The sequence below is a fragment of the Anoxybacillus sp. FSL W8-0104 genome (assembly GCF_038004465.1).
Classification (GTDB): domain Bacteria; phylum Bacillota; class Bacilli; order Bacillales; family Anoxybacillaceae; genus Anoxybacillus; species Anoxybacillus flavithermus_G.
The window spans coordinates 1,378,423-1,398,462 of the sequence record NZ_JBBOQU010000001.1; the positions used below are offsets into that span (position 1 = coordinate 1,378,423).

The 20,040-nt window shown below is 40.9% G+C and carries 20 protein-coding genes, 1 other RNA gene, 1 pseudogene and 1 riboswitch; of the genes and pseudogenes, 3 read left to right on the plus strand and 19 right to left on the minus strand.

Translation table 11 applies throughout. The features are described from left to right. Window positions 1-16 precede the first annotated feature (16 nt). The 3 genes from rnpB to NST18_RS07370 form a co-directional block, all read right to left on the minus strand. Window positions 17-409, minus strand: an RNA gene (rnpB, locus tag NST18_RS07360) — RNase P RNA component class B. Window positions 410-476: 67 nt separating this feature from the next. Next, window positions 477-773 carry a cell division regulator GpsB gene (gpsB, locus tag NST18_RS07365; RefSeq protein WP_004890279.1) on the minus strand — a complete coding sequence of 99 codons (297 nt, stop codon included), beginning with the start codon at window positions 771-773 and terminating at the stop codon, window positions 477-479. A gap of 124 nt (window positions 774-897) precedes the next feature. Beyond that, on the minus strand, window positions 898-1,131 hold the full coding sequence (locus NST18_RS07370) for a CotD family spore coat protein (RefSeq protein WP_004890278.1): 234 nt from the start codon (window positions 1,129-1,131) through the stop codon (window positions 898-900). Between the two features lie 372 nt (window positions 1,132-1,503). Here NST18_RS07370 and NST18_RS07375 point away from each other — a divergent pair, with 372 nt between their 5' ends. Further along, window positions 1,504-2,040 carry a protoglobin domain-containing protein gene (locus tag NST18_RS07375; protein ID WP_004890275.1) on the plus strand — a complete coding sequence of 179 codons (537 nt, stop codon included), beginning with the start codon at window positions 1,504-1,506 and terminating at the stop codon, window positions 2,038-2,040. A gap of 22 nt (window positions 2,041-2,062) precedes the next feature. Here the strand turns inward: NST18_RS07375 and NST18_RS07380 are convergent, their stop codons facing one another. Genes NST18_RS07380 through thiM form a run of 3 tightly spaced genes read right to left on the minus strand, consistent with a single transcriptional unit; the run spans window position 2,063 to window position 4,360 of the window. Then, window positions 2,063-2,869, minus strand: a complete 807-nt coding sequence (locus tag NST18_RS07380) for an enoyl-CoA hydratase (protein WP_004890274.1) — start codon at window positions 2,867-2,869, stop codon at window positions 2,063-2,065. 42 nt (window positions 2,870-2,911) lie between these two features. Beyond that, window positions 2,912-3,565, minus strand: a complete 654-nt coding sequence (gene thiE / locus NST18_RS07385; RefSeq protein WP_004890272.1) for a thiamine phosphate synthase — start codon at window positions 3,563-3,565, stop codon at window positions 2,912-2,914. After that, window positions 3,566-4,360: a hydroxyethylthiazole kinase gene (gene thiM, locus NST18_RS07390; protein ID WP_081253644.1), complete on the minus strand. Its 795-nt coding sequence runs from the start codon at window positions 4,358-4,360 to the stop codon at window positions 3,566-3,568. It lies immediately after the preceding gene. Window positions 4,361-4,416: 56 nt separating this feature from the next. Further along, a riboswitch (TPP riboswitch) is annotated at window positions 4,417-4,532 on the minus strand. A gap of 139 nt (window positions 4,533-4,671) precedes the next feature. On the opposite strand from thiM, the gene NST18_RS07395 reads away from it, so the two are divergent. Then, window positions 4,672-6,045 (plus strand): IS1380 family transposase, encoded by a 1,374-nt coding sequence (locus tag NST18_RS07395; RefSeq protein WP_088223305.1) that lies wholly within the window; start codon window positions 4,672-4,674, stop codon window positions 6,043-6,045. A 330-nt stretch (window positions 6,046-6,375) separates the two neighbouring features. Here NST18_RS07395 and tnpC read toward each other — a convergent pair whose 3' ends face one another. Beyond that, window positions 6,376-7,824 (minus strand): IS66 family transposase, encoded by a 1,449-nt coding sequence (tnpC, locus tag NST18_RS07400; protein WP_340720647.1) that lies wholly within the window; start codon window positions 7,822-7,824, stop codon window positions 6,376-6,378. Between the two features lie 177 nt (window positions 7,825-8,001). Between tnpC and hcp the strand changes: the two genes are divergently transcribed. Further along, window positions 8,002-9,291, plus strand: a complete 1,290-nt coding sequence (gene hcp, locus NST18_RS07405; RefSeq protein ID WP_004890267.1) for a hydroxylamine reductase — start codon at window positions 8,002-8,004, stop codon at window positions 9,289-9,291. 30 nt (window positions 9,292-9,321) lie between these two features. Here the strand turns inward: hcp and NST18_RS15180 are convergent, their stop codons facing one another. The 12 genes and pseudogenes from NST18_RS15180 to NST18_RS07465 all read right to left on the minus strand — a co-directional run bounded on the left by NST18_RS15180 (window position 9,322) and on the right by NST18_RS07465 (window position 20,027). Beyond that, complete coding sequence (locus NST18_RS15180) at window positions 9,322-9,447, minus strand: hypothetical protein (protein ID WP_445290563.1); 126 nt, start codon at window positions 9,445-9,447, stop codon at window positions 9,322-9,324. After that, window positions 9,428-9,850: a thermonuclease family protein gene (locus NST18_RS07415; protein ID WP_340721314.1), complete on the minus strand. Its 423-nt coding sequence runs from the start codon at window positions 9,848-9,850 to the stop codon at window positions 9,428-9,430. The genes NST18_RS15180 and NST18_RS07415 overlap by 20 nt, the downstream gene beginning before the upstream one ends. After that, on the minus strand, window positions 9,847-10,473 hold the full coding sequence (locus NST18_RS07420; protein WP_064214604.1) for a histidine phosphatase family protein: 627 nt from the start codon (window positions 10,471-10,473) through the stop codon (window positions 9,847-9,849). Before NST18_RS07420 ends, NST18_RS07415 begins: the two co-directional genes overlap by 4 nt. A gap of 49 nt (window positions 10,474-10,522) precedes the next feature. Further along, on the minus strand, window positions 10,523-11,224 hold the full coding sequence (locus NST18_RS07425; RefSeq protein ID WP_004890263.1) for an ABC transporter ATP-binding protein: 702 nt from the start codon (window positions 11,222-11,224) through the stop codon (window positions 10,523-10,525). After that, window positions 11,217-12,026: an ABC transporter permease gene (locus NST18_RS07430; protein WP_004890260.1), complete on the minus strand. Its 810-nt coding sequence runs from the start codon at window positions 12,024-12,026 to the stop codon at window positions 11,217-11,219. The genes NST18_RS07425 and NST18_RS07430 overlap by 8 nt, the downstream gene beginning before the upstream one ends. Then, a complete protein-coding gene (locus NST18_RS07435) occupies window positions 12,023-12,469 on the minus strand; it encodes a nitrous oxide reductase accessory protein NosL (protein ID WP_004890257.1) in 447 nt (148 codons plus the stop codon). Before NST18_RS07435 ends, NST18_RS07430 begins: the two co-directional genes overlap by 4 nt. Then, window positions 12,453-13,784, minus strand: a complete 1,332-nt coding sequence (locus NST18_RS07440; protein ID WP_004890254.1) for a right-handed parallel beta-helix repeat-containing protein — start codon at window positions 13,782-13,784, stop codon at window positions 12,453-12,455. Before NST18_RS07440 ends, NST18_RS07435 begins: the two co-directional genes overlap by 17 nt. Window positions 13,785-13,882: 98 nt before the next feature. Beyond that, window positions 13,883-15,689: pseudogene (locus NST18_RS07445) on the minus strand (EAL domain-containing protein). 117 nt (window positions 15,690-15,806) lie between these two features. Continuing rightward, window positions 15,807-17,870, minus strand: a complete 2,064-nt coding sequence (locus tag NST18_RS07450; protein WP_004890249.1) for a heavy metal translocating P-type ATPase — start codon at window positions 17,868-17,870, stop codon at window positions 15,807-15,809. Window positions 17,871-17,882: 12 nt separating this feature from the next. Then, window positions 17,883-18,188, minus strand: coding sequence for an ArsR/SmtB family transcription factor (locus NST18_RS07455; protein WP_004890247.1), 306 nt, complete (start codon window positions 18,186-18,188; stop codon window positions 17,883-17,885). Window positions 18,189-18,275: 87 nt separating this feature from the next. After that, on the minus strand, window positions 18,276-18,995 hold the full coding sequence (locus NST18_RS07460) for an exonuclease domain-containing protein (RefSeq protein ID WP_004890245.1): 720 nt from the start codon (window positions 18,993-18,995) through the stop codon (window positions 18,276-18,278). A gap of 3 nt (window positions 18,996-18,998) precedes the next feature. Next, window positions 18,999-20,027, minus strand: coding sequence for a DUF294 nucleotidyltransferase-like domain-containing protein (locus tag NST18_RS07465; protein ID WP_004890244.1), 1,029 nt, complete (start codon window positions 20,025-20,027; stop codon window positions 18,999-19,001). Window positions 20,028-20,040: the final 13 nt, after the last annotated feature.

The following is a 20,040-nucleotide window of genomic DNA, read 5'->3' on the forward strand; positions in this document are numbered from 1 at the left end:
GGTGCCATGAACCATGTTCTGTAAGCCATGTTCTGTTCCGTCGTACTGCAAACGGCTTGCGCCTCGTACTTCGGTGGTAATCATCTATCTACAGGCTGCACGCCTGTCCTTCTCTCCGTTCATTTCCTTTGAGAAGGTGCCCCTACCATCATTTGGGTTTCTCGCTCGTGGGGTTTACCGCGTTCCACTCTTGCCGTTTCCAGCAAGACTACGTCACTGTGGCACTTTAAAGGTAGTCGAGCCATATCCGTTGAAGGACGTAGGCTCTTTCCCTGCCGTCAGCCCAGCGCAACGCCAGACTGCCCTAGCTTATGAATTCGCTAGGCACGAACACTACGGGCATCTCAGCACCGTGCGAGCATGGACTTTCCTCTACGATGCATACACATCGCAGCGATTACCCGAACATGATTCATGTAAGCATATGCTAGTATATCCGAAACGATAAGCCAAATCAATAGAAAAGGTTGGAATATTTATTCGTAAAGTTTGTTTCCGAAAACATGTTTTTCTAAATTGGAAAGACGTTGTAAAATATCGAAGTTCGTCGTCCCTGTTTGAGATGGCTGACGTTTTTGTGCCTCCTGCAATTGGCTTTTCAATTTTGCATTTTCTTGTTGCAATTGTTCAATCATTTGATGAAATGTTTCATAGTCTTTAATGACTAAATCAAGAAAGCGATCAACTTCATCTTGATTGTATCCGCGCATGCTTATTTTAAACTCTTTTTCAAGAATGTCTTTTGCTGTTAAGTTGATGCGATCCGAAAGCACGTTTGCTCACCTCAATTATCCATGTCTACACCTATTCTTTCAAAAAAAGCAGTCGTTGTCAATTTTTCATTTTCACAAAGTTCGTCTTTTTTTCGACAAAAAACCGAAGGCGAATTGCCTTCGGTTAAAATGGACGTGGAAACGGACCAGGCCCTGGACAAACAACATGTTGATGGGATACATCGTTTACAACAGATTGCGTATGCGGAAAATAATGTTGATGTTGAAATACATGATGGTTCACATACGTCGTATGTGACGGATGAATGTGCGGCACAATCGTTGTTTGTATTTGATGTTGTGTACAGCACTTCGTCGGATGAACGATTGGCGGCATCATATTTGGGCGACAATGCATATTTCATACCCCTTTCGTATTGAATTTCGTTACATTACTAGCGTATGTATCAAGGGGTATACATGTACTAATGGAAATACCTATTTTACATGAACGTATAAATGTTATGCTTCATATTGGCAAAAATGATAACTATAGCTCCCACTAGCACAAAAAATAAATATAAAATTTTTTTACTCATCGCTTCTCTCTCCTCTATTCTTATTGTTCATAAATAAACATTCTACTTCGTTCTTCTTTGTTCGACAAGCAGGGAAAACTTTGTCATTTTTTGCGCTTCCCTCGGAAATAACATAAAAATTTTCCTTCTTCTTTTTTTGCACATGATATAATGTTTTTGGGGAATTTTTTATGAAAATTGGAGGGAATGCGATGTCAAAATGTCCGTTTCATGCTCTTTTTAATGAACGTGGAGCCATGCAATTTTTTCGCAAAAAGCACCAACAAGAAAAAGAAAATACAACTTCTCGCTCTCCTACCACTGAACATGTTGCTACATATTATCGCCAACTCGCCTCAAGCGATCAGAAGCAACAAGTTGCGTTCGTCAAATTAACAGAGGAAGATGTACAACGACTTACTTCGATTCGCCCACTTTTTGCTAAACATGTCGAACGAATCGTCAATGCGTTTTACGATCAAGTTGGGCAAATGCCTCATTTAAGACGCATTATTGATAATCATTCAACGATTGATCGCTTAAAACAAACGTTACGCGCGTATTTAATGGATATGGTATCGGGGGAAATTGGTGAGCAATATATTATTCGTCGCAAAGTGATCGGCAATGTTCATAACCGAATCGGTTTGTTTCCAGAATGGTACTTAGGTGCTTACACAATCATTCAAAATAAACAAAAAAACGCATTCCTCCCCATGCTTGAAAGCAGGGGTTTCCTGCGTGATTAATCATGAAAGTTTTGCAAATTTTTTATTTTCCGCTAAAATGCGGACGTCGCTTTTCTAAAAATGCTCGAATCCCTTCTTCGTGGTCTTTTGTTTTGCGCATTTCCGCTTGATACGCTGTCTCCATTTGTAACGTGTTAAACAACTGTTGTTCGCTTAAACGAGCATATAACTGCTTCGTCGCAATCATCGCACGAATCGGTTTTGCTAGCCATTCATTCACTTTGTGCTGAATCGCTTGTTCATCACCGATTTCATCAACGAGTCCCACTTCATATGCCTCTTGTGCACTCATTATTTTTCCTTCCCATATGATTTGTTTTGATTTGACATCTCCAATTTTTCGATTTAAAAAGAAATGTCCCCCACCATCTGGAACTAAACCAATGCCAATGAAATTCATTGCAACGCGCGCTTGTTCATTTGCGATTACATGATCGCAAGCAAGGGCTAAACTAAATCCTAATCCTGCAGCGGCACCATGTATGTAGCTAATCGTTAGTTTCGGCAATTGATGCAATGTCATCGCTATTTGTTTAATCGTTTCCATCACTTCAATGAATGAATGTTCATTCGTTGATTGCAACATCGTCTTAATGTCGCCCCCTGCGCTAAATCCTTTGCCACGCCCACGAATGATGACGATATCCGCTTCACTTGCTTCAACTTCTTTTAACGCTTGTAACAACTCTGTTAACATTTGTTCATGTAAGGCATTTAGCGCATTCGGACGATTCAATTCAATGGTTGCGACGCGATTTTCGTATGATAGTACGATATGTTCCATCTTCTCCATCCCCTCTTTCGTTTGTTCGCTATTTTCTTTCGACATATATGAATAAAATCCTGCACAGAACAAAACAAAAAGACGACATCATCTGTCGCCTTTTTGTTTTGCATGCATGACAATCTCATATAGTCGTTTTGTTTGTTCGTAAATATGTTCAGCACGGCAAATGGCCGAAATGACAGCAATTCCGTCTGCACCCGCTTCGATCACTTGTTTGGCTGTTTGTTCTGTAATTCCACCGATCGCAACGAGTGGAACACGTTTTTCATGGGCACGAATATGTTCAATCATCGTCAGTCCACATGCTTGCTTTGCATCTTCTTTGGAAACAGTTGGGAAAATCGGACCTAATCCAACATAATCAGCGCAAGCAGCAAGCGCTTTTTTTACTTCATTTAAGTTGTGAACAGATACGCCTAAATATTTATCTCCTATGCGATCGCGAACGCGTTCAGCTACTTCGTCTTCTTGACCGACATGAACGCCATCTGCCTGTAAAGCGAGGGCTAAATCGACATCGTCATTCACGATAAAAGGAATATTATACATTCGGCATCGTTCAAGTAATTTCTCGGCTAAGCGGTATTTTTCAATCCCCGTAAGCGCCCCCTTTCCTTTTTCGCGAAACTGAAACATTGTAATACCGCCTTTAATTGCTTCATCAAGCACAGCGAGCGGATCTTTCGTACAATCGATACTTCCCATAACGAAATACAACGATAGCTTCTGCTTCATCATTTATTCCCCTTGAATACGCGCGTATTGATCAACTTCTTCTGCGCTCGTTTCATGTAAAGCATTTAAAAAAGAAAGTTGAAAAGAACCAGGTACTTTTGCTTGTTTGGCTGCTTTTTCAGCCGCCACACCGTAATAAGCGAGGGCAGCAACTGATGACATCATCATATCGTCTCCTATACCTGCAAATGCACCTAATACCGAACTTAACAAACAACCTGTCCCGGTTACTTTCGTTAACATCGCATCACCATTTGAGACGATTACAATACGTTCTCCATCGGTTACTACATCATCTTTCCCTGTGACAACAACTACAGAGCGAAACATGAGTGCTGCTTTTTTCGCTACATCCACGAGGTCACTTTGAACGTCTCCTGCATCGACTCCTTTTGTACGTACTTGTTCACCCGCAATGCTCGCAATTTCCGATGCGTTCCCACGTAAAATCGAAATGTTTACTTCACGTAATATACGTCTGGCTGTTTCGGTGCGGTACGCTGTCGCACCAGCTCCAACAGGATCGAAAATGACAGGAATGTTTGCCTCATTTGCTGCTTTTCCGGCAATTAACATCGCCTCTACGTCTGTTTCGTTTAGCGTGCCAATGTTTAACACTAAAGCACGAGCTAACCGAACCATATCCGCTACTTCTTCTTTTGCATACGCCATAACAGGAGATGCGCCTACAGCAAGCAAACCATTCGCAACAAAATTGGTCACCACAACATTTGTCATATTATGTACGAGTGGTGACTCCTTCCTAACACGCGTTAACCATTGTCCTACATTCATCATTCATTCCCCCTAAAAAAAATAAAAACTAGTCGGACAGAGTCGACTAGTTTGCGTACTGAAAACATAGCCTACTTCCCTCCGCTGGTACAAACCAGATCAGGTTCAAAGGGTTGGAAAACTGATTGCGCGTTTTCCTCTCAGCCATCGCCATCCGGCACCCCTAGTAGTTTGATTGATTCAAATTTCTTTCATTTTAATACATTTTTTCTCTTGACCTGAATCCGTGACAAAACATCTTTACAATGGTCGCAAACCGTTGATACGATAAGGGAAAACGACGTTGACGACTCTTCATCAAGTAGGTGAATGTGATGAAAGATTTCCCGATTCGGTTTGTATTGACAGATGAAGCGATTACTCCAAGTGCTGGGCTTGCTCTCGTGGGCTACTTACTGCACCAAACGAAGCTGGATAAACGAGTAAACGCACTTCGGCTCCCAACGGTTCGTCGAGATGTGCACATTTCCCATAGCGACGTCATTCGCTCGATGATCGGCTTGCTTGCCACAGGAAAAACGGATTTTGATCATATCGAAGCGTATCGTCAGGACGATATCTTTTCGACATCAATGGGCATTCGGCACGTACCTTCCTCCCCAACGTTGCGACAGCGTCTCGATCAGCTCGCTTGTCTCCCGATGACCGAAACCATCATTTGGGAGGAATCGATGCGTCTGTTGGTTCGACAACACGCTACCTTGTCCGCTTGTTGGACGAAAGGGAAAACGACATGGCTTCCCCTTGATATAGATGCTTCCCCATTTGATAACTCCGATACGAAAAAAGAAGGAGTGAGTCGAACGTATAAAGGATTTGACGGTTTTACGCCGTTGTTTGCGTACGCAGGGAAGGAAGGGTATATCGTTCATGCCGAGCTGCGTCCAGGGAAACAACATGTACAAGACAACATGCCTTCGTTTTTAACTACCGCCATCCGTCGAGCTCGTCCGCTGACCTCGTCTCGTCTGCTTGTCCGCATGGATGCAGGGAACGATGCGGAAGCGAATGTGCACGTATGTCTAAAGGAAGACGTGGACTTTGTCATCAAGCGAAACTTACGCCGAGAATCGAAAGCGCTTTGGTTCCAGATCGCTTCGCAAAAGGGCAGACGCGTCGATGATGGACAAACAGAAGGAGTACAAACGTATGAGTTATGCCTTCCACAGACAGCAGCAATCGATGGACACACGTATACGTACGTTCAAGTCACCCAAGTGACGGAACGAACGATGGAACGAAATGGACAGCTGATGCTCGTTCCTGATTACGAAGTCGAAAGCTACTGGGTGCGCCTCGAAGGATACGAGCATGTTCGAATGAGTGATGTGCTCGCATTGTATCACGATCATGCGACATGCGAACAGTTTCATAGCGAACTGAAAAGCGACTTAGATTTAGAGCGACTTCCATCAGGGAAGATGAAAACGAATGCGCTCGTGTTAGTCATGGGAGCATTCGTGTACAACCTTCTTCGCCTGATTGGACAAGATCTATTAAGCGATCCGAGACATCCATTACATCATAAAGTGAAACGCCGCCGCATCAAGACGATCATTCAGACGGTGATCACGATGGCAGGTCGACTCGTCCGCCGATCACGACAGATCTGGATGAAACTGACGCGAAGGAGTGGGTACAGTATACTCCTACTGAATGTGTATCAAAAATGGAAAGAGGCAAGATAACAAACAGATGTTCGGGTACTCATATCCATCACTCCCCCCTGTACTTTTTTTGTCTCTTTTTTGGTTTGTATCTCCATAAAAGAGGATTTATCTCGTTTTCAAACATGAAAGTGGTGCAGGGAATCATCAAAAAAAGGGATGTATGGATCATATATCCATAGAACTAACACCAAAATCAAAGTTGATTTCCAACCATCACGGATTCAGGTCTTGATTCAATATGGATTATTGTCAAATTCCGTTCACATTTTTGTATGGTAACTATTCACCCCGATAGTAGTATGTAAAGAAGCGCAACACAAATAGGGCATCCCCGTAATAGAAAATGCCCTAAGTGGTAGAAAGAACACGATCGAGCGTGTCGCCTGTCAACAGAAGACATAACGAATCCCACACGTTTTTTTCGTGTTTCGTCAGTGTGGAAACGATACTTCTTGTGATACAAAAAGACTGGGCGAATGTTTCTTCGCGAAATGTACCCGAAATGTTCTCTTTCACTTTGACCATGCGAAGATCGCGTTCGGCTTGGTTGTTGTCAAAGGGAACATGCACTTCACGTAAGAAACGCAACGCTTCTTCCTTTCGTTTCTGAAGCCGTCGAACAAAAGCGAGTGCTTTTTTCGGAAGAGGCGTCGCCGTTTCCAATCGGTGTTGTGCTCTTTCTAGGATGCGATCATACACTCGTTCCCATCGTTTCGCTTCTTCTTCGGAAAGCGCACCGTGATGAGCTTCGACGGCCTGTTTGGCGGCTAACAGAAACGTCGTCATGCGCGATGCCCATATATGCCCTTGTTCGATGAAACCCTTCAATTCACGCAAATGATGGGCGTGACAAAGGGCATGGATGGCTTGTGTGTATTTCGTATACGTAACGAACCCATCGTGCATCATCGTCCCTTGATATCGCGGAAGAATCCCGATGTCATCGGTCGCTTTCTTTCCATGAGAAACGTGAGGAGCCAAGTACGTATATTTCGATGTACACGCGACATGCACCCATGCGAGTTTTCCATTGATGCGCAAACTCGTTTCATCGACATGCAGGATGTTGGATTCAAGTAAGGCGTCTTCGATGACGTCCATATTTGATTCCAGCGCTTCGCGTCCTCGTTTCACCATATTGGCAAGAGTTCCCGTACTAATCGAGTGTTGATATAACGCTTCGATTGTATCACTTAAACGCTTGTACGGGATCAATTGGATATGATGTAAATAAACAACGAGCGCCGTGAGCCGTGGACCGTATTGCACATGATTCGTGACATGGGATGGGAATTCGGCTTGTTGAACACATCGACAATGCGGACACGATTTCACTTCACGTTCATGTTGTGTCACCTCGATCGCCACAGGAGGGACATCAAACACTTGACGGATATCGACTTTGAACGGTTTGACGTCACGCAAAGAAACCCCACATCCTTGACACGTATGCACACGGTGGACGACACGATGATGTGGATGTTCCACTTGACGGAGCGTCGTTCCTTGATGTCCTTCTTGTCCGCCTGGCTTGTTGCCAGATGGTTGACGAGAAGAACGTGTGTTGGCAAAACGGTCAGAAGATGGGGGCAAATGGCTATTAGAGCTGTTTTTTTTCGTGCGTGCTTCCAGCTCTTGAACACGGTACTTCAGTTGTTCATTTTCTTTGCGTAGTTGTTTGTTTTCGTGACGCAAATGTTCATTTTCTTGAACGAGTTGATGAATGAGCTGTTTTTGTTGTTGAACTTTGCCGATTAAGCTTTCAACTGTAAATACAGCTTGTTGTACCGTCAACATGCGATTCACCTCCTTGTCTATCAGTATTCACATCATAGACAAGGAAAGAAGAAAATATTCAGCTCACTTTATGATGTGGCTGAATAGTTACTTTGTATGAAAGTGTGATATGTATCACTTACGACGTACATATTTTCTCCTATTGTTAAAGTGTCAATAAGAAAAGGAGGGGTCATCATGTTTTGTCATCAATGTGAACAAACACCAACAGGGGGATGTACTGTTGTTGGAGTTTGCGGGAAAGATGAAACAATTGCAAGTTTGCAAGATACGATCGTATTTGCATTAAAAGGAATTGCAGCATATCGCACGCATGCCCATCAACTTGGGTATACCGATCCGTTCGTTGATACAACGACACATGAAGCGTTATATATGACGTTAACAAACTCTAACTTTAACGTACAAGAACATATAGACATGGCGATGAAAGTCGGAAGAGCAGCCATTCGCGTAATGGAACTACTCGATCGAGCACATACAGAACGACTTGGCATTCCTCAACCTGTTCGTGTAACGCAAAATAGAATTGAAGGAAAATGTATTCTCGTTACAGGACATAACTTATTTGCCCTTGAACAACTATTAAAACAAACAGAAGGAAAAGGAATTAACATTTACACACATTCCGAAATGCTTCCAGCACATGGTTACCCACAATTAAAAAAATATAAACATCTGAAAGGAAATGTCGGAAAAGCATGGTACGATCAACGTCGCCTATTTGAAAAATTCCCTGGTGCTATTTTAGCGACAACAAACTGTGTCATGCCGATAAAAGGTTCATATGCTGATCGCATGTTTTCATATGATGTAGCCGGATTAGAACATGTGCAAAAAATCGAAAACGATGATTTCACGCCGTTAATTGAGAAAGCGCTACAACTTCCAGAAGCAAACATTGAATCGGATGAAACGTTAGTGACTGGTTTCCATCACGAAACTGTAATTCAAATTTCACCAGAAATTATTCAAGCTGTAAAAGAAGGAAAAATTGAACGCTTTTTCGTTATCGCAGGTTGCGACGCTCCTGGAAAAGGCGGTGAATATTATCGCACGTTAGCTACATCGTTACCGAAAAACACTGTCATTTTAACGACATCCTGTGGGAAATTCCGCTTTAACGATGTCGACTACGGGGTTGTTCCTGGCACGAACATTCCACGATATATTGATTTAGGGCAATGCAACAACTCGATTTCGACTGTCAAAATTGCAATGGCGCTTGCGGAAGCATTCGGCTGTGAGGTCAATGAGTTACCGGTCAGCATCGTTCTTTCATGGTTTGAACAAAAAGCAGTTGCAATCTTACTCGGATTGTTTAGTTTAGGCATTCAAGACATTCGAATTGGACCGAAAGCACCGCACTTTATTTCTGAAAGTGTGTTACGCGTCCTACAAGACATGTTCGGTCTCAAACTTATCGGCGATGTAGAAGAAGATATGCAAGCGATGCTCGCACATTAAAAGGGCTGTTTCATCCAGCCCTTTTCACATTTACGAAGCTTTATTTAACCATACACTCATATTAAATCCTTCTTCTGTCACGTATCCATCGACACTCCATATTCGTTTTTTTGCTTTTTTTGCTTTTTCTTGTGCTTTATACAATTTTTTTTGCATATTTTGTGTCCGGTTCAAATACGTAAGCAACACGCGCAAACCCTTCTTGTACAATTTTTTCTTGGTATAAAGTTCCATCCTCTAACCATATGTACGCAAGCAATCGACCATAACGATCGTACGGTTGTTCTTTTGCGCTTAGTTCAACTGTCACTTTTTTGTGAAGCAAAACGTCTTTAGCGAATTGTTTTGCCTCTTCGCCATACGCCTGTTTTTCGCGATACGTTTCGGGGGTATCGATATTTAGTAGACGAACCGTTACGATTTCGCCATCTTTTTTTATTTTTACTGTATCCCCATCAACAACATATTCTACTGTCGTAACAAATGTTTTCTCTTTATTTTGCGATGTACAACCGACAATAAAGACAATTGCCGTAAAAAACATAATCCATTTTCTCATAAATGTGTCAGCCCACTTTCAAGATGTGAAATGTCTGATTCACATTCCATATCCCACTTTTCCCCGTCAAACGATACGATCGTCACACTCGTACCGTATACACGGCTATTTTTCCACAACTCCGCAAGCGTTTGTTGTTTCCAATATACAAGAAGCGTGCGAATCACCATACCATGTGTAACGACAAGAATATGACCTTCTGAATGATTTTTAGCTATATGTTGGATCGTAGCAACAGCTCGACGTTGAACATCAAAAAACGTCTCGCCAATAATCGGCTTGTATGCATCTGGATCATGATAAAAATGATAATGATTTTGCTCGTCGGATTGCGCAATTTCTGCAATCGTTTTCCCTTCCCAATCACCTAAGTAAATCTCACGTAGCCGTTCATCAAAATATATTGGCACATGACGTTGCCCTAAAACAATTTGTGCTGTTTCTTTCGTACGATCACTTGGACTACAATACGCAGCAGTAAACGGAACTGTACGAAACCGATCGTGTAAAAGTGCTGCCTGTTTTTTTCCCTTTTCAGTTAAAGGCGAGTCTTTCCATCCTTGCATGCGTTGTTGTGCATTCCACTCTGTTTCAGCATGACGAATGACGTATAATTTTAACACTTTACCTCCCCCTTCGAATGAAAAAAGCAAGCAATATTTGCTTACTTTTTCAGTATGACATATGTTGTGAAATTTGTGCAAAAAATATAGACTCTAACGATTTTCCATCTTGACAAAGCGCGGAAACCGAATCGTATATAAGCATTTGTCCTTGATGAATAAATACGACAGTATCTGCAATTTCCTCAACTATTGACAGCATATGTGTCGAAAAAATAATAGCTTTTCCCTTTTCCTTTTCCAAACGAATAAGTCGTTTAAATTCCCATACCCAATACGGATCTAAACCGTTTGTTGGTTCATCTAAAATAAGCAATGCGGCATCCGCTAAGAGCGCTTGCGCAAAAGCGAGCCGCTGTTGCATGCCTTTTGAATACATCCTTACTTGCTTATGTTGATCATTCGTCAGTCCGACAACATCTAAACATTGTTTCACCCGCTCGTCTGTTGCTCCTTGCCATTGTCCAAATAAAGATAACACTTCATAACCTGTTAAAAGCGGGGGAAATTGAAGATGATCCGGCATAAACGAAAACCATTGCTTGTCGTTGTTTTGAATTGGTTGTTCGTTTACATACATGTCTCCTTTCGTCGGTGGGAGCTGTCCGATTAGCATTTTAATAATCGTGCTTTTTCCTGCACCGTTACCGCCGCATAACGCTAAACATTGTCCTTCTTGAACAGAAAAAGAAATGTTTTCTACTTTATTTTGTTCGTTATATATTTTCGTCAATTGTCTCACTTCAAGCATAACGTTTCCCTCGTTTCATCCATACGTTTACTAAAAACAACGGCACAATGATCCATATGCATGCGATTGCAATAAAGGTAAGCTGGCCACTTGCACTCTCTGCCCATTTTGACCATTCATATAATTGCGGACCAAATAGTGCGCTACTTTTCAGAGCAGCCACGGTCCAAACACGCACGAGTTCAACCGGATTCAATATGATAGATAAAGCAAATAAAAAAATGGTCCATTGCTTTGGAACAACTGATAATAAAAATAATACGATAAATTCATAAAATAAAACGGAAAACGCCCAAATAAATAAACTAATGCCGAGGGCTTGTAAACGATTAGAGGCAACAAGTCCAACGAATAAAGCAATCGCTAAAAAAATACTTGTTAATACAATGGTGAATACAAATGAAAGGAAAACAAACGTCGACCACGTCCCTCCTGTTGCAAAAAGAGCGATACTTGCACTTCCATACCCGAGCGCAACAACTGTCCATAATGATATGCAGCTCCCCACATATAAACCAAGCGTTAAAGAGTGAGTGGAAACCGGATATGTTAATATAAGCGATAATCGGCCGTCTTCCTTTTCCCCCGCAATAAACAAACTACCTGCTAATAAAGCAACGAGTGGGACAAGCAAAAGGGACAAATTTAATAAAGCCGCGGTCGAACGTGTAAATACTCCTGATGCCTCGTGTCCGCTACTTGCGATCACAGTTGATGATAAAACGGCAAACAAAACGGCAAAAGTGATAAGCCATTTGCTACGAATCATCATCATCCATTGGTACTTTATCGCTGTATTCATTGTTCAAATCCCCACCGATGTTTTTTTAATTGCTCATACGTCCATAACTCTCCATTTCCTTCTTGTTCCATGTATACTTTGGCATGTTTTTCGTTTGCAAATGAAACGACTCCATAATTCATCGGCGTCCAATAATTTGGATTGTATACAAAAACAGCGTGCTCAAGCTCAATCCACTCCCCGTTTGTTACATCGCGAACGTATTTCTTTGCAATGTCCTCTTTGCTTTTATTCATCCACTCGATCATGCACCCAATATCATCAAACTTATGCACCGTTCCATCTTTTAAAATTATTTCTGTAGCATATGGTTCTGCTGTTATACTCATATTACAAACTACACATACATCAATATCTGGATTAATTTCTTCAGGCTCGTACGTTTTCGCTCCACTACATGCGACGAGAAAACATACAAAGAAAAGGCTAGCAATTTTTTTCATATGTCATTCTCCTTCCATATCCAATCATAAGCAAGCTGCTTACAAATAAAATGCTTCCAAACAGCAACAGTTTCCACGATCTTTCGATTGTTTCGTTTTTATTGCGATCGACTTCTATAAGTGGAAAGCGGTCTTCCCCTTGCGCCTGTGCTTGCGTAAAAAATGACTCCGTTGTATCAAGAAGTGATAACGCCGGACTTTGAAAATAAAATTGCACACTTGGCCATTTCCGCAGCAGTCGACTATACATAGAACGAATGCGATGTGGGGTATCACCGACTCCATCATCATTGAAATCATAAAACTGATAAGCATCCCAATAATTCCCTTTTATTCCATCATCAAATGTAATGGGCGCTCCTTGGATAAGTGCATCTTCCATATTTCCTAAAAATTTATTTTTCACAACAATGATGTTGGGATTTTCATATAAGCTGTGCAATGCACGATAGTTACCGATAAATTCATTATCTTTTACATGACAATGACGTGCGTTTTGTAACGATAAAGCTGTGCTATTATAACGGAAGGTGTTGTTGTGCATCACTACATGTTCACTATCGTAAATGAGCGCTCCGTATCCACGATAATCTAATTGTTTAGCAATCGTATTATATCCAATCGTAAACTGCTTGGACATCATCATCATCATTCCATTAATATTTTCTGCGAGCACATTTTCTTTTGCCATCCCGTCTTCAGCATACATGAAATGAATGGCATAGCGTGCATTCGTTACTTCGTTTTTTTCGATCATTGTATGTTTAGCCCAATCTAAATAAATGCCATCTTGCACACGTGAAATATGATTTTCTCGCACAACAACCCCGCTTGTCTTCAATAGGTGAATACCGTTTCCTCGTTGAGCGAAATGAATATCTCGTCCACGAATGACATTGTTTAAAAGGTTGATATTTGTTCCTTTTTCTACATAAACACCGTAATGTACATGTTCTATACGTACGTGTTTTAACGTAACATGTGAACTTTTTTGAATGAGCACACCAGCTCCTTTTCCATATGCGCTGTTGCGAATCGTTAATCCTTCGACATGAACGCGAGGAGCACGAATTGTCACAACATATTCGCTTCCTTCCCCATCAACTACCGCTCCGGGTTCAGCAATGAGATGAATCGGCTTATGAATGATGATCGGACCTTTGTATATCCCTTTTTTCACGATTAACACGTCGCCAGCATGTGCTTCATCAATAGCTTGTTGCAGTTGTTTATGTGCTTCAATCTTTTCTCCATATACCGTTTTTGTAAACAAAAGTGTAACGATCGGTATGAGCAAAAAAAATAAGCTACGCATGTCCACTCCGTCCTCATGTTTGTCATTTATATATCCACATTAATGTAAATTTGTGAAGAAAAAAGAAAATATATGTGAACAAAACGTGAAAAGAGACGCTAATGTAGCGCCTCTTTCGATTGATTATGTTGTTCAAGCCATTGAAGTAACTTTTCTGCTTCTAACGATTGACTAAAGTAAAACCCTTGGGCAAAATCACAATCCATCTTCTGTAATAAAGAGACTTGATCGTCGCGTTCTACCCCTTCAGCGAGCACTTGTAAATCTAAACTTTTAGCGAGATGAATAATTGTATCGACGATCGTTGCATCTTTCGAATTGTCGGTAATATCGCGAATAAATGAACGATCGATTTTTAATAACGAAACAGGCAAATTGCGAATATAAGCAAGCGATGAAAAGCCGGTACCAAAATCGTCAATCGCAACTTGAATGCCGATCTGTTTTAACTCTGTTAAAATATGTTTTCCTGTTTCGATGTTTTCCATTAATCCGCTTTCCGTTATTTCTAAAATTAAATAGTTAGGTGGAAACTGTGTTTCTTGCAAAATATTTTTCACATGCATCACAAATTCTTTTCGATTGAGTAAAAATGGTGATAAGTTTACTGCGAGCTTTAATGTCGGAAAATGAGTTTTCCATTGTTTTACTTGTTGGCACGCTTCTTTTAACACCCATGTTGTAATTTCAAAAATGAAGCCGTTTTTCTCAGCAATTGGGATAAACTCTAATGGCGAGATCACTCCGAGCGTCGGGTGTGTCCAACGCATGAGCGCCTCGACCCCCATAATTGATTTATTATCTAACGACACTTTCGGTTGATAACATAAATAAAACTGATTGTTCAATAACGCAAGCGGTAACTCTTGTTCAATCATCGTTTTTCGATTTTGTTGAGGGTGATAAAAGTGATACCCTTTCCCACGTTCCTTCGCATAGCAAAGCGCTTGGTCGGCTTGTTTCAGCAACGTGTCTAAATCCGTACCATCTTGCGGAGAGAACGTCACCCCAATAGAAAGACCTGATTGGATGACATGCTCTTTATATCGAAATGGCTCTACAAACGATTGAAGCAAATGGTCCATGCGCGCAACCATCGTCTCTTTGTTGACATCATGTAACACAATGACAAACTCATCGCCACCGATACGAGCAAAAAAGTCTTCTTGTTGCAAATGTTGCTGAATGCGACGAACCGCCTCTTGTAAAAAAAAAGTCCCCTGCTTGATATGAAAAATGATCGTTAATCCACTTAATTTTGTCAAAATCAATGTAGCATAATGCAAATGGACGCATTTTTTGAATCATGTGTTGCACATACGTTTCAAAATAAAAGCGGTTTGGAATATTAGTTAGCGAATCGAAATGTTTTAATTTGATCAGTTCTTCCTCACAACATTTCCATTTTGTAATATCTTTTGCCACAACAATCACGTGTTCTATCTCATTTTTTTCATTTAGTAACGGCTGAGCATGCATATCAATCCATATGAAATGCCCTTTGTGTGTTCGCCAACGACATTCAACAGTTGTTTCTTTCTCTTTTGTCGCGTAAATCGTATGTAATTTTTCCATCAAAAGCGGGATGTCATCATGATGAACGAAAGAAAACAACTCATGGTTACACACTTCTTCTGCGCATTTTAGCACGTGTTGAGCACTTGGTGAAACGTATGTAATTTCACCTTCTGATGATAAAATAAATGTAAATTCAGACGCCATTGAAGCCATAGAAGAAGTGAGACGCATATCAATAAACGGTGCGTCACGATACGTCACAACAATGGCTTGTAGCATACCTGTTTTGTTACATAGAGCGGTGGCTTGAACATATATATTTTTACGCTCATCTTCCTTCAAAATATCATACGAAACGATGCGACCATGTTGTGCATCATGAATCAACTTTTTTAACAGCTCTCGATTCACACGAAGATGATAAAAATGGCGAAAACGGTGAAAAAATCAACAACGTTTCTAATATTTCTGAACAATATCCTTTTTTTAAAAAAGCGCACAACTTTAAATCGTGCGCTTTTCCCATAAAATGAATAAGCTCAGTATGCTAACGAAAATCGTTGCCCCCATATCCGATAAAATGGCGATCCATAATGTTAACCAACCTGGAATGGTTAATAGTAGCGCCGTTGCCTTTAACAAAAGGGCAATTGCGATATTTAAACGAATGGTGCGATTTACACGCCGGGCAATAACAATCGCCTCTGGCAATTTCTCGAGATGATCTTGCATAAGCACGACATCAGCAGTTTCAATGGCGCTATCTGTTCCTTTCCCCATCGCGATCCCAACGTGAGCATGAGCAAGGGCAGGGGCGTCATTCATTCCATCTCCTACCATTGCCACTATATCTGTTTTCATTAACTCCTTTATTTTTTCTACTTTTTGTTCCGGAAGAAGTTTTGCGAATGTATGTGTCACTCCAACTTGTTTAGCAACCTGTTTAGCTGTTTTTTCGTGATCTCCTGTTAACATGACCGTGCGCCGAATACCAATACGGTGTAGTTGCTGAATGATCTTTTTACTCTCTTCACGTATTTCATCAGCGATACCAAATAAACCAAGTATACGTTGTTCATCTGCGACAAAAACAATCGTACGCCCTTCACATTTTAACTTTTCTGCATCTTGTTGAATTTGTTCGGTAAACAATTGGTGATCAAACATTCTTTCGTTTCCGATACGATACCATATCCCATCGACTTTTCCTTCCATACCGCTTCCTGTTCGTGTTTCGACTTGTTCTGGTTGTTTGTATGCAATATGGTGTTGCTTTGCTTTTTGGACAATGGCCTGTGCAAGCGGATGGGAAGATACACTTTCTAAAGACGCAGCAATATAAAGCAGTTCATTTTCATCGCTATATGCAATCACATTTGTTACGTGTGGCTTTCCTTTTGTTATCGTTCCTGTTTTATCAAAAGCAATCGTACGTACGCGTCCAAGCGTTTCTAAATGAACGCCACCTTTCACTAACACGCCGTTCTTCGCGTTGCGCGTCATGCCAGCTAATAAAGCGATTGGGGAAGATAAAATAAGGGCGCAAGGACATCCGACAATTAATACAGCTAACCCTTGATATAACGAATCATGCCAAGACGCTTCAAACCATAACGGTGGAACGAGCATGACGAATAACGAAACAATCATAATAAAGGGAGTATAATATTTTGCAAAACGATGAATAAACAATTCAAGTGGTGTTTTTGTTTCTTGCGCTTCTTGTACAAGATGTAAAATTTTCGCCAAAGAGCTGTCTTTATATTGTTTTGTAATTTGAACGTGTAACACCCCTTCGTTATTTATACTTCCGCCGTACACGTTCATTCCTAATTCTTTTTCGATCGGCATGGCTTCGCCTGTAATCGCTGCTTCATTCACAGAGCTTTTCCCCTCAATAACGACACCGTCTGAGGGAATTTTTTCGCCAGGGCGAACAACCACCACATCGCCAACTTGTAGCGAATCAATGGAAACGACACGCATGTTTCCGTTCGATATAAGAAGTGCTTCTTTTGGCGCTTGTTTCAGCAGCATATCAAGCGAGCGACGCGCTCGTTCCATCCCTAGTCCTTCTAAATATTCGTTAATACCAAATAAAATAGCAACGACAGCGGCTTCTTTCCATTCACCAATTCCAAATGCGCCAATTAGTGCAATCGTCATTAACGTATCCATATTAAAACGAAAACGAATGATATTTTTTAATCCTTTAACAAATGTTTTATATCCGCTCAGTGCTATCGCAGTCATATAAATAACAATGCTCGCACCATCTATGTCCAAATGCTCAAGCACAAGCGCCATCAAAAAAAGAAAAAGAGAGGCACCTACGAGATAGAGGAGCGGATTTCGTTTTTTTTGCGTCTGTTCATCGTCTGCTATATATGCCCCATCTGTTGCTAAAATCGTCCGTACTTTTTCTAAATCGATGCGTTCATGTACGCGTAATTTTCCGCTATTATAGTTCAACGTTGCTCCGTCGCCATATGGAAGTGACTGAATTTGTTCTTCTAATGCCCGCGCACAATTAGCGCATGTTAATCCTTTGATTTCATACTCTTTCATTTGATTCCCCCCCTAATGATCGCGCGCATGGCGAATCGTTTGTTCAAGAATGTGCAAAACATGTTCATCATCATGCGAATAATATAGTGTCGTTCCTTCCCTCCGATATTTAACGAGACGTAAGTTTTTCAAAAATCGAAGTTGGTGGGATACAGTCGATTGTAAAAGTGACAACCGATTCGCAATTTCAGTTACTGAAAACTCGCCAGATGAAAGCAAATGTAAAATACGAATACGCGTCGGGTCACTTAACGCTTTAAATGTTTGTGATACGATGAAAAGCGTTTCTTCATCTAACTGCTCATATTGATGTTCCATACGATCCCCTCTCTTTCAATATATGAATATATGTTCATATAAGTTAATCAAATTGTATAGTTTTTCACAAAAAAAGTCAACGCTCGTTTACGAACATTGACTAAGTAATGTATATAAGTCGTGCAACGTATCAATTTGTAACTGTTGCAACTCTATAAACACTCGCTTCCACATTTCAAATAAACTCATGACATCTCCTTTTGCTGTATGACGATCAATCGGAGTTAGATGATAAAATGAAAGAGCATCATCAAGCGTCGGAAATGAGTCGTGATATATACATTCCATAATTTTTCTCATTTCTATTGTTGTTTGTTGTAAAACTGTACGATAATTTCGTGATAAAAATTCATTTAAAAACGCCACATCATGCTGAATATGATAACCGAGTAAAATGCCATGGTTCAAAAAAGAAAGAATATGATGAATTTCCTCCTCTAATAACGGAGCGCATGCAACATCGTCGTTTGTTATCCCTGTAAGCACCTCAACATGTTCGGGAATGCGGCGTTTTGGTCGGAAGTTGGAACAATATAAATCAAGCGGGTCACCGTTTTTTGTTTTTAAGGCTGCAAGTGAAAAAATTTCATCTCCCCTTTGTGGAGAAAAACCTGTTGTCTCTGTATCTAATAAAATAAACGTCACGTCAGAAAGCGGCGTTTCGAGCGAATACGTATGCTTCTTTGCTTCTTTCATTATTTTTCGAATCCACGCCTCTTGTTGAAAAGCTGGACCGACCGCTGTTGCTTGATCGTATCGAAGACCAAGCGATAGTATGCGACTGATCCATTGAAACGGTCGCTCCATCAATCACACCCACTTCCTTGCATCACGTTGTACTCGTTTAGCTACTGCTAGCGCTCTTTTTAGTCGCTTTTTTTCTTCTTTCGATAAATGATGGATGACTAAATTAGTTCCTTCTAACGAACAACGTAAACGGAAATATAAAAACGTCTCAAGTGCCTCTTTTATGCGTTCAAATTGCTGTTGTGAACAACCATTTTCATCATACCAACGCGTTAATCGCTCGAATGTTGAATGCGCATCAATAAATTGTTTTTGAACGGCAACCCATTTTAACATATAACTGAGCTGAACATACCCCCCTTGCTTTATATCAACCATGCCGCTTTTCTCCCCCCAACGTTCGACGTACACCCGTCCAAAAGGTCCAATCGGCACAATGGGAATACGAACGCTATCAATCATTCGACTACGTAAAGAAAAAGTCGTCGCAATCTTTTTATACAATGTCGTTTTCAGCTGATTAGCAAGTGCATACTCGCCGTAAATTGGCCGCATATCAGCTAACATAGATAAATAACGAATATCATCTATATGTTCGTTTGCTACATATTTATCAATTTGTTCATTCCAATCATCTGCTTCTTTTAGCCATCTTCTATTTGTTGCCATCACATACCCACTACAATACGGATACCCTATTTCATTCAAAAAAAGAACACCAACGCGCGCATACTCACGCATATATACGTAGCATTCTTCTTTTTCATTGCAAAAGCATGAAAAAATTACTCCGTTATCTTGATCTGTCCAAATGGTCGGCTCCTTCCGTCCGCTGCTCCCCATCACAAACCAACAAAAAGACGAGGGCTTTTTGCCAATTCCTTTTCGATCAACCTCCCGTTCAGCTAACGACAGCGCCTGTTTCATGAATGCATCGTGGCACATACAAAGCATATCGTATACTTCAAATATACAGGAAAAAGAAATTGAAAAAGAGGAGAGGAGAAAAGCAACTTCATCGTGAAGTTGCTTCAATTCTGACATATTGTTGCATTGTTCCGCTCGAACGATGATTGCTTCAAAATTATTCATGACATCACCATCT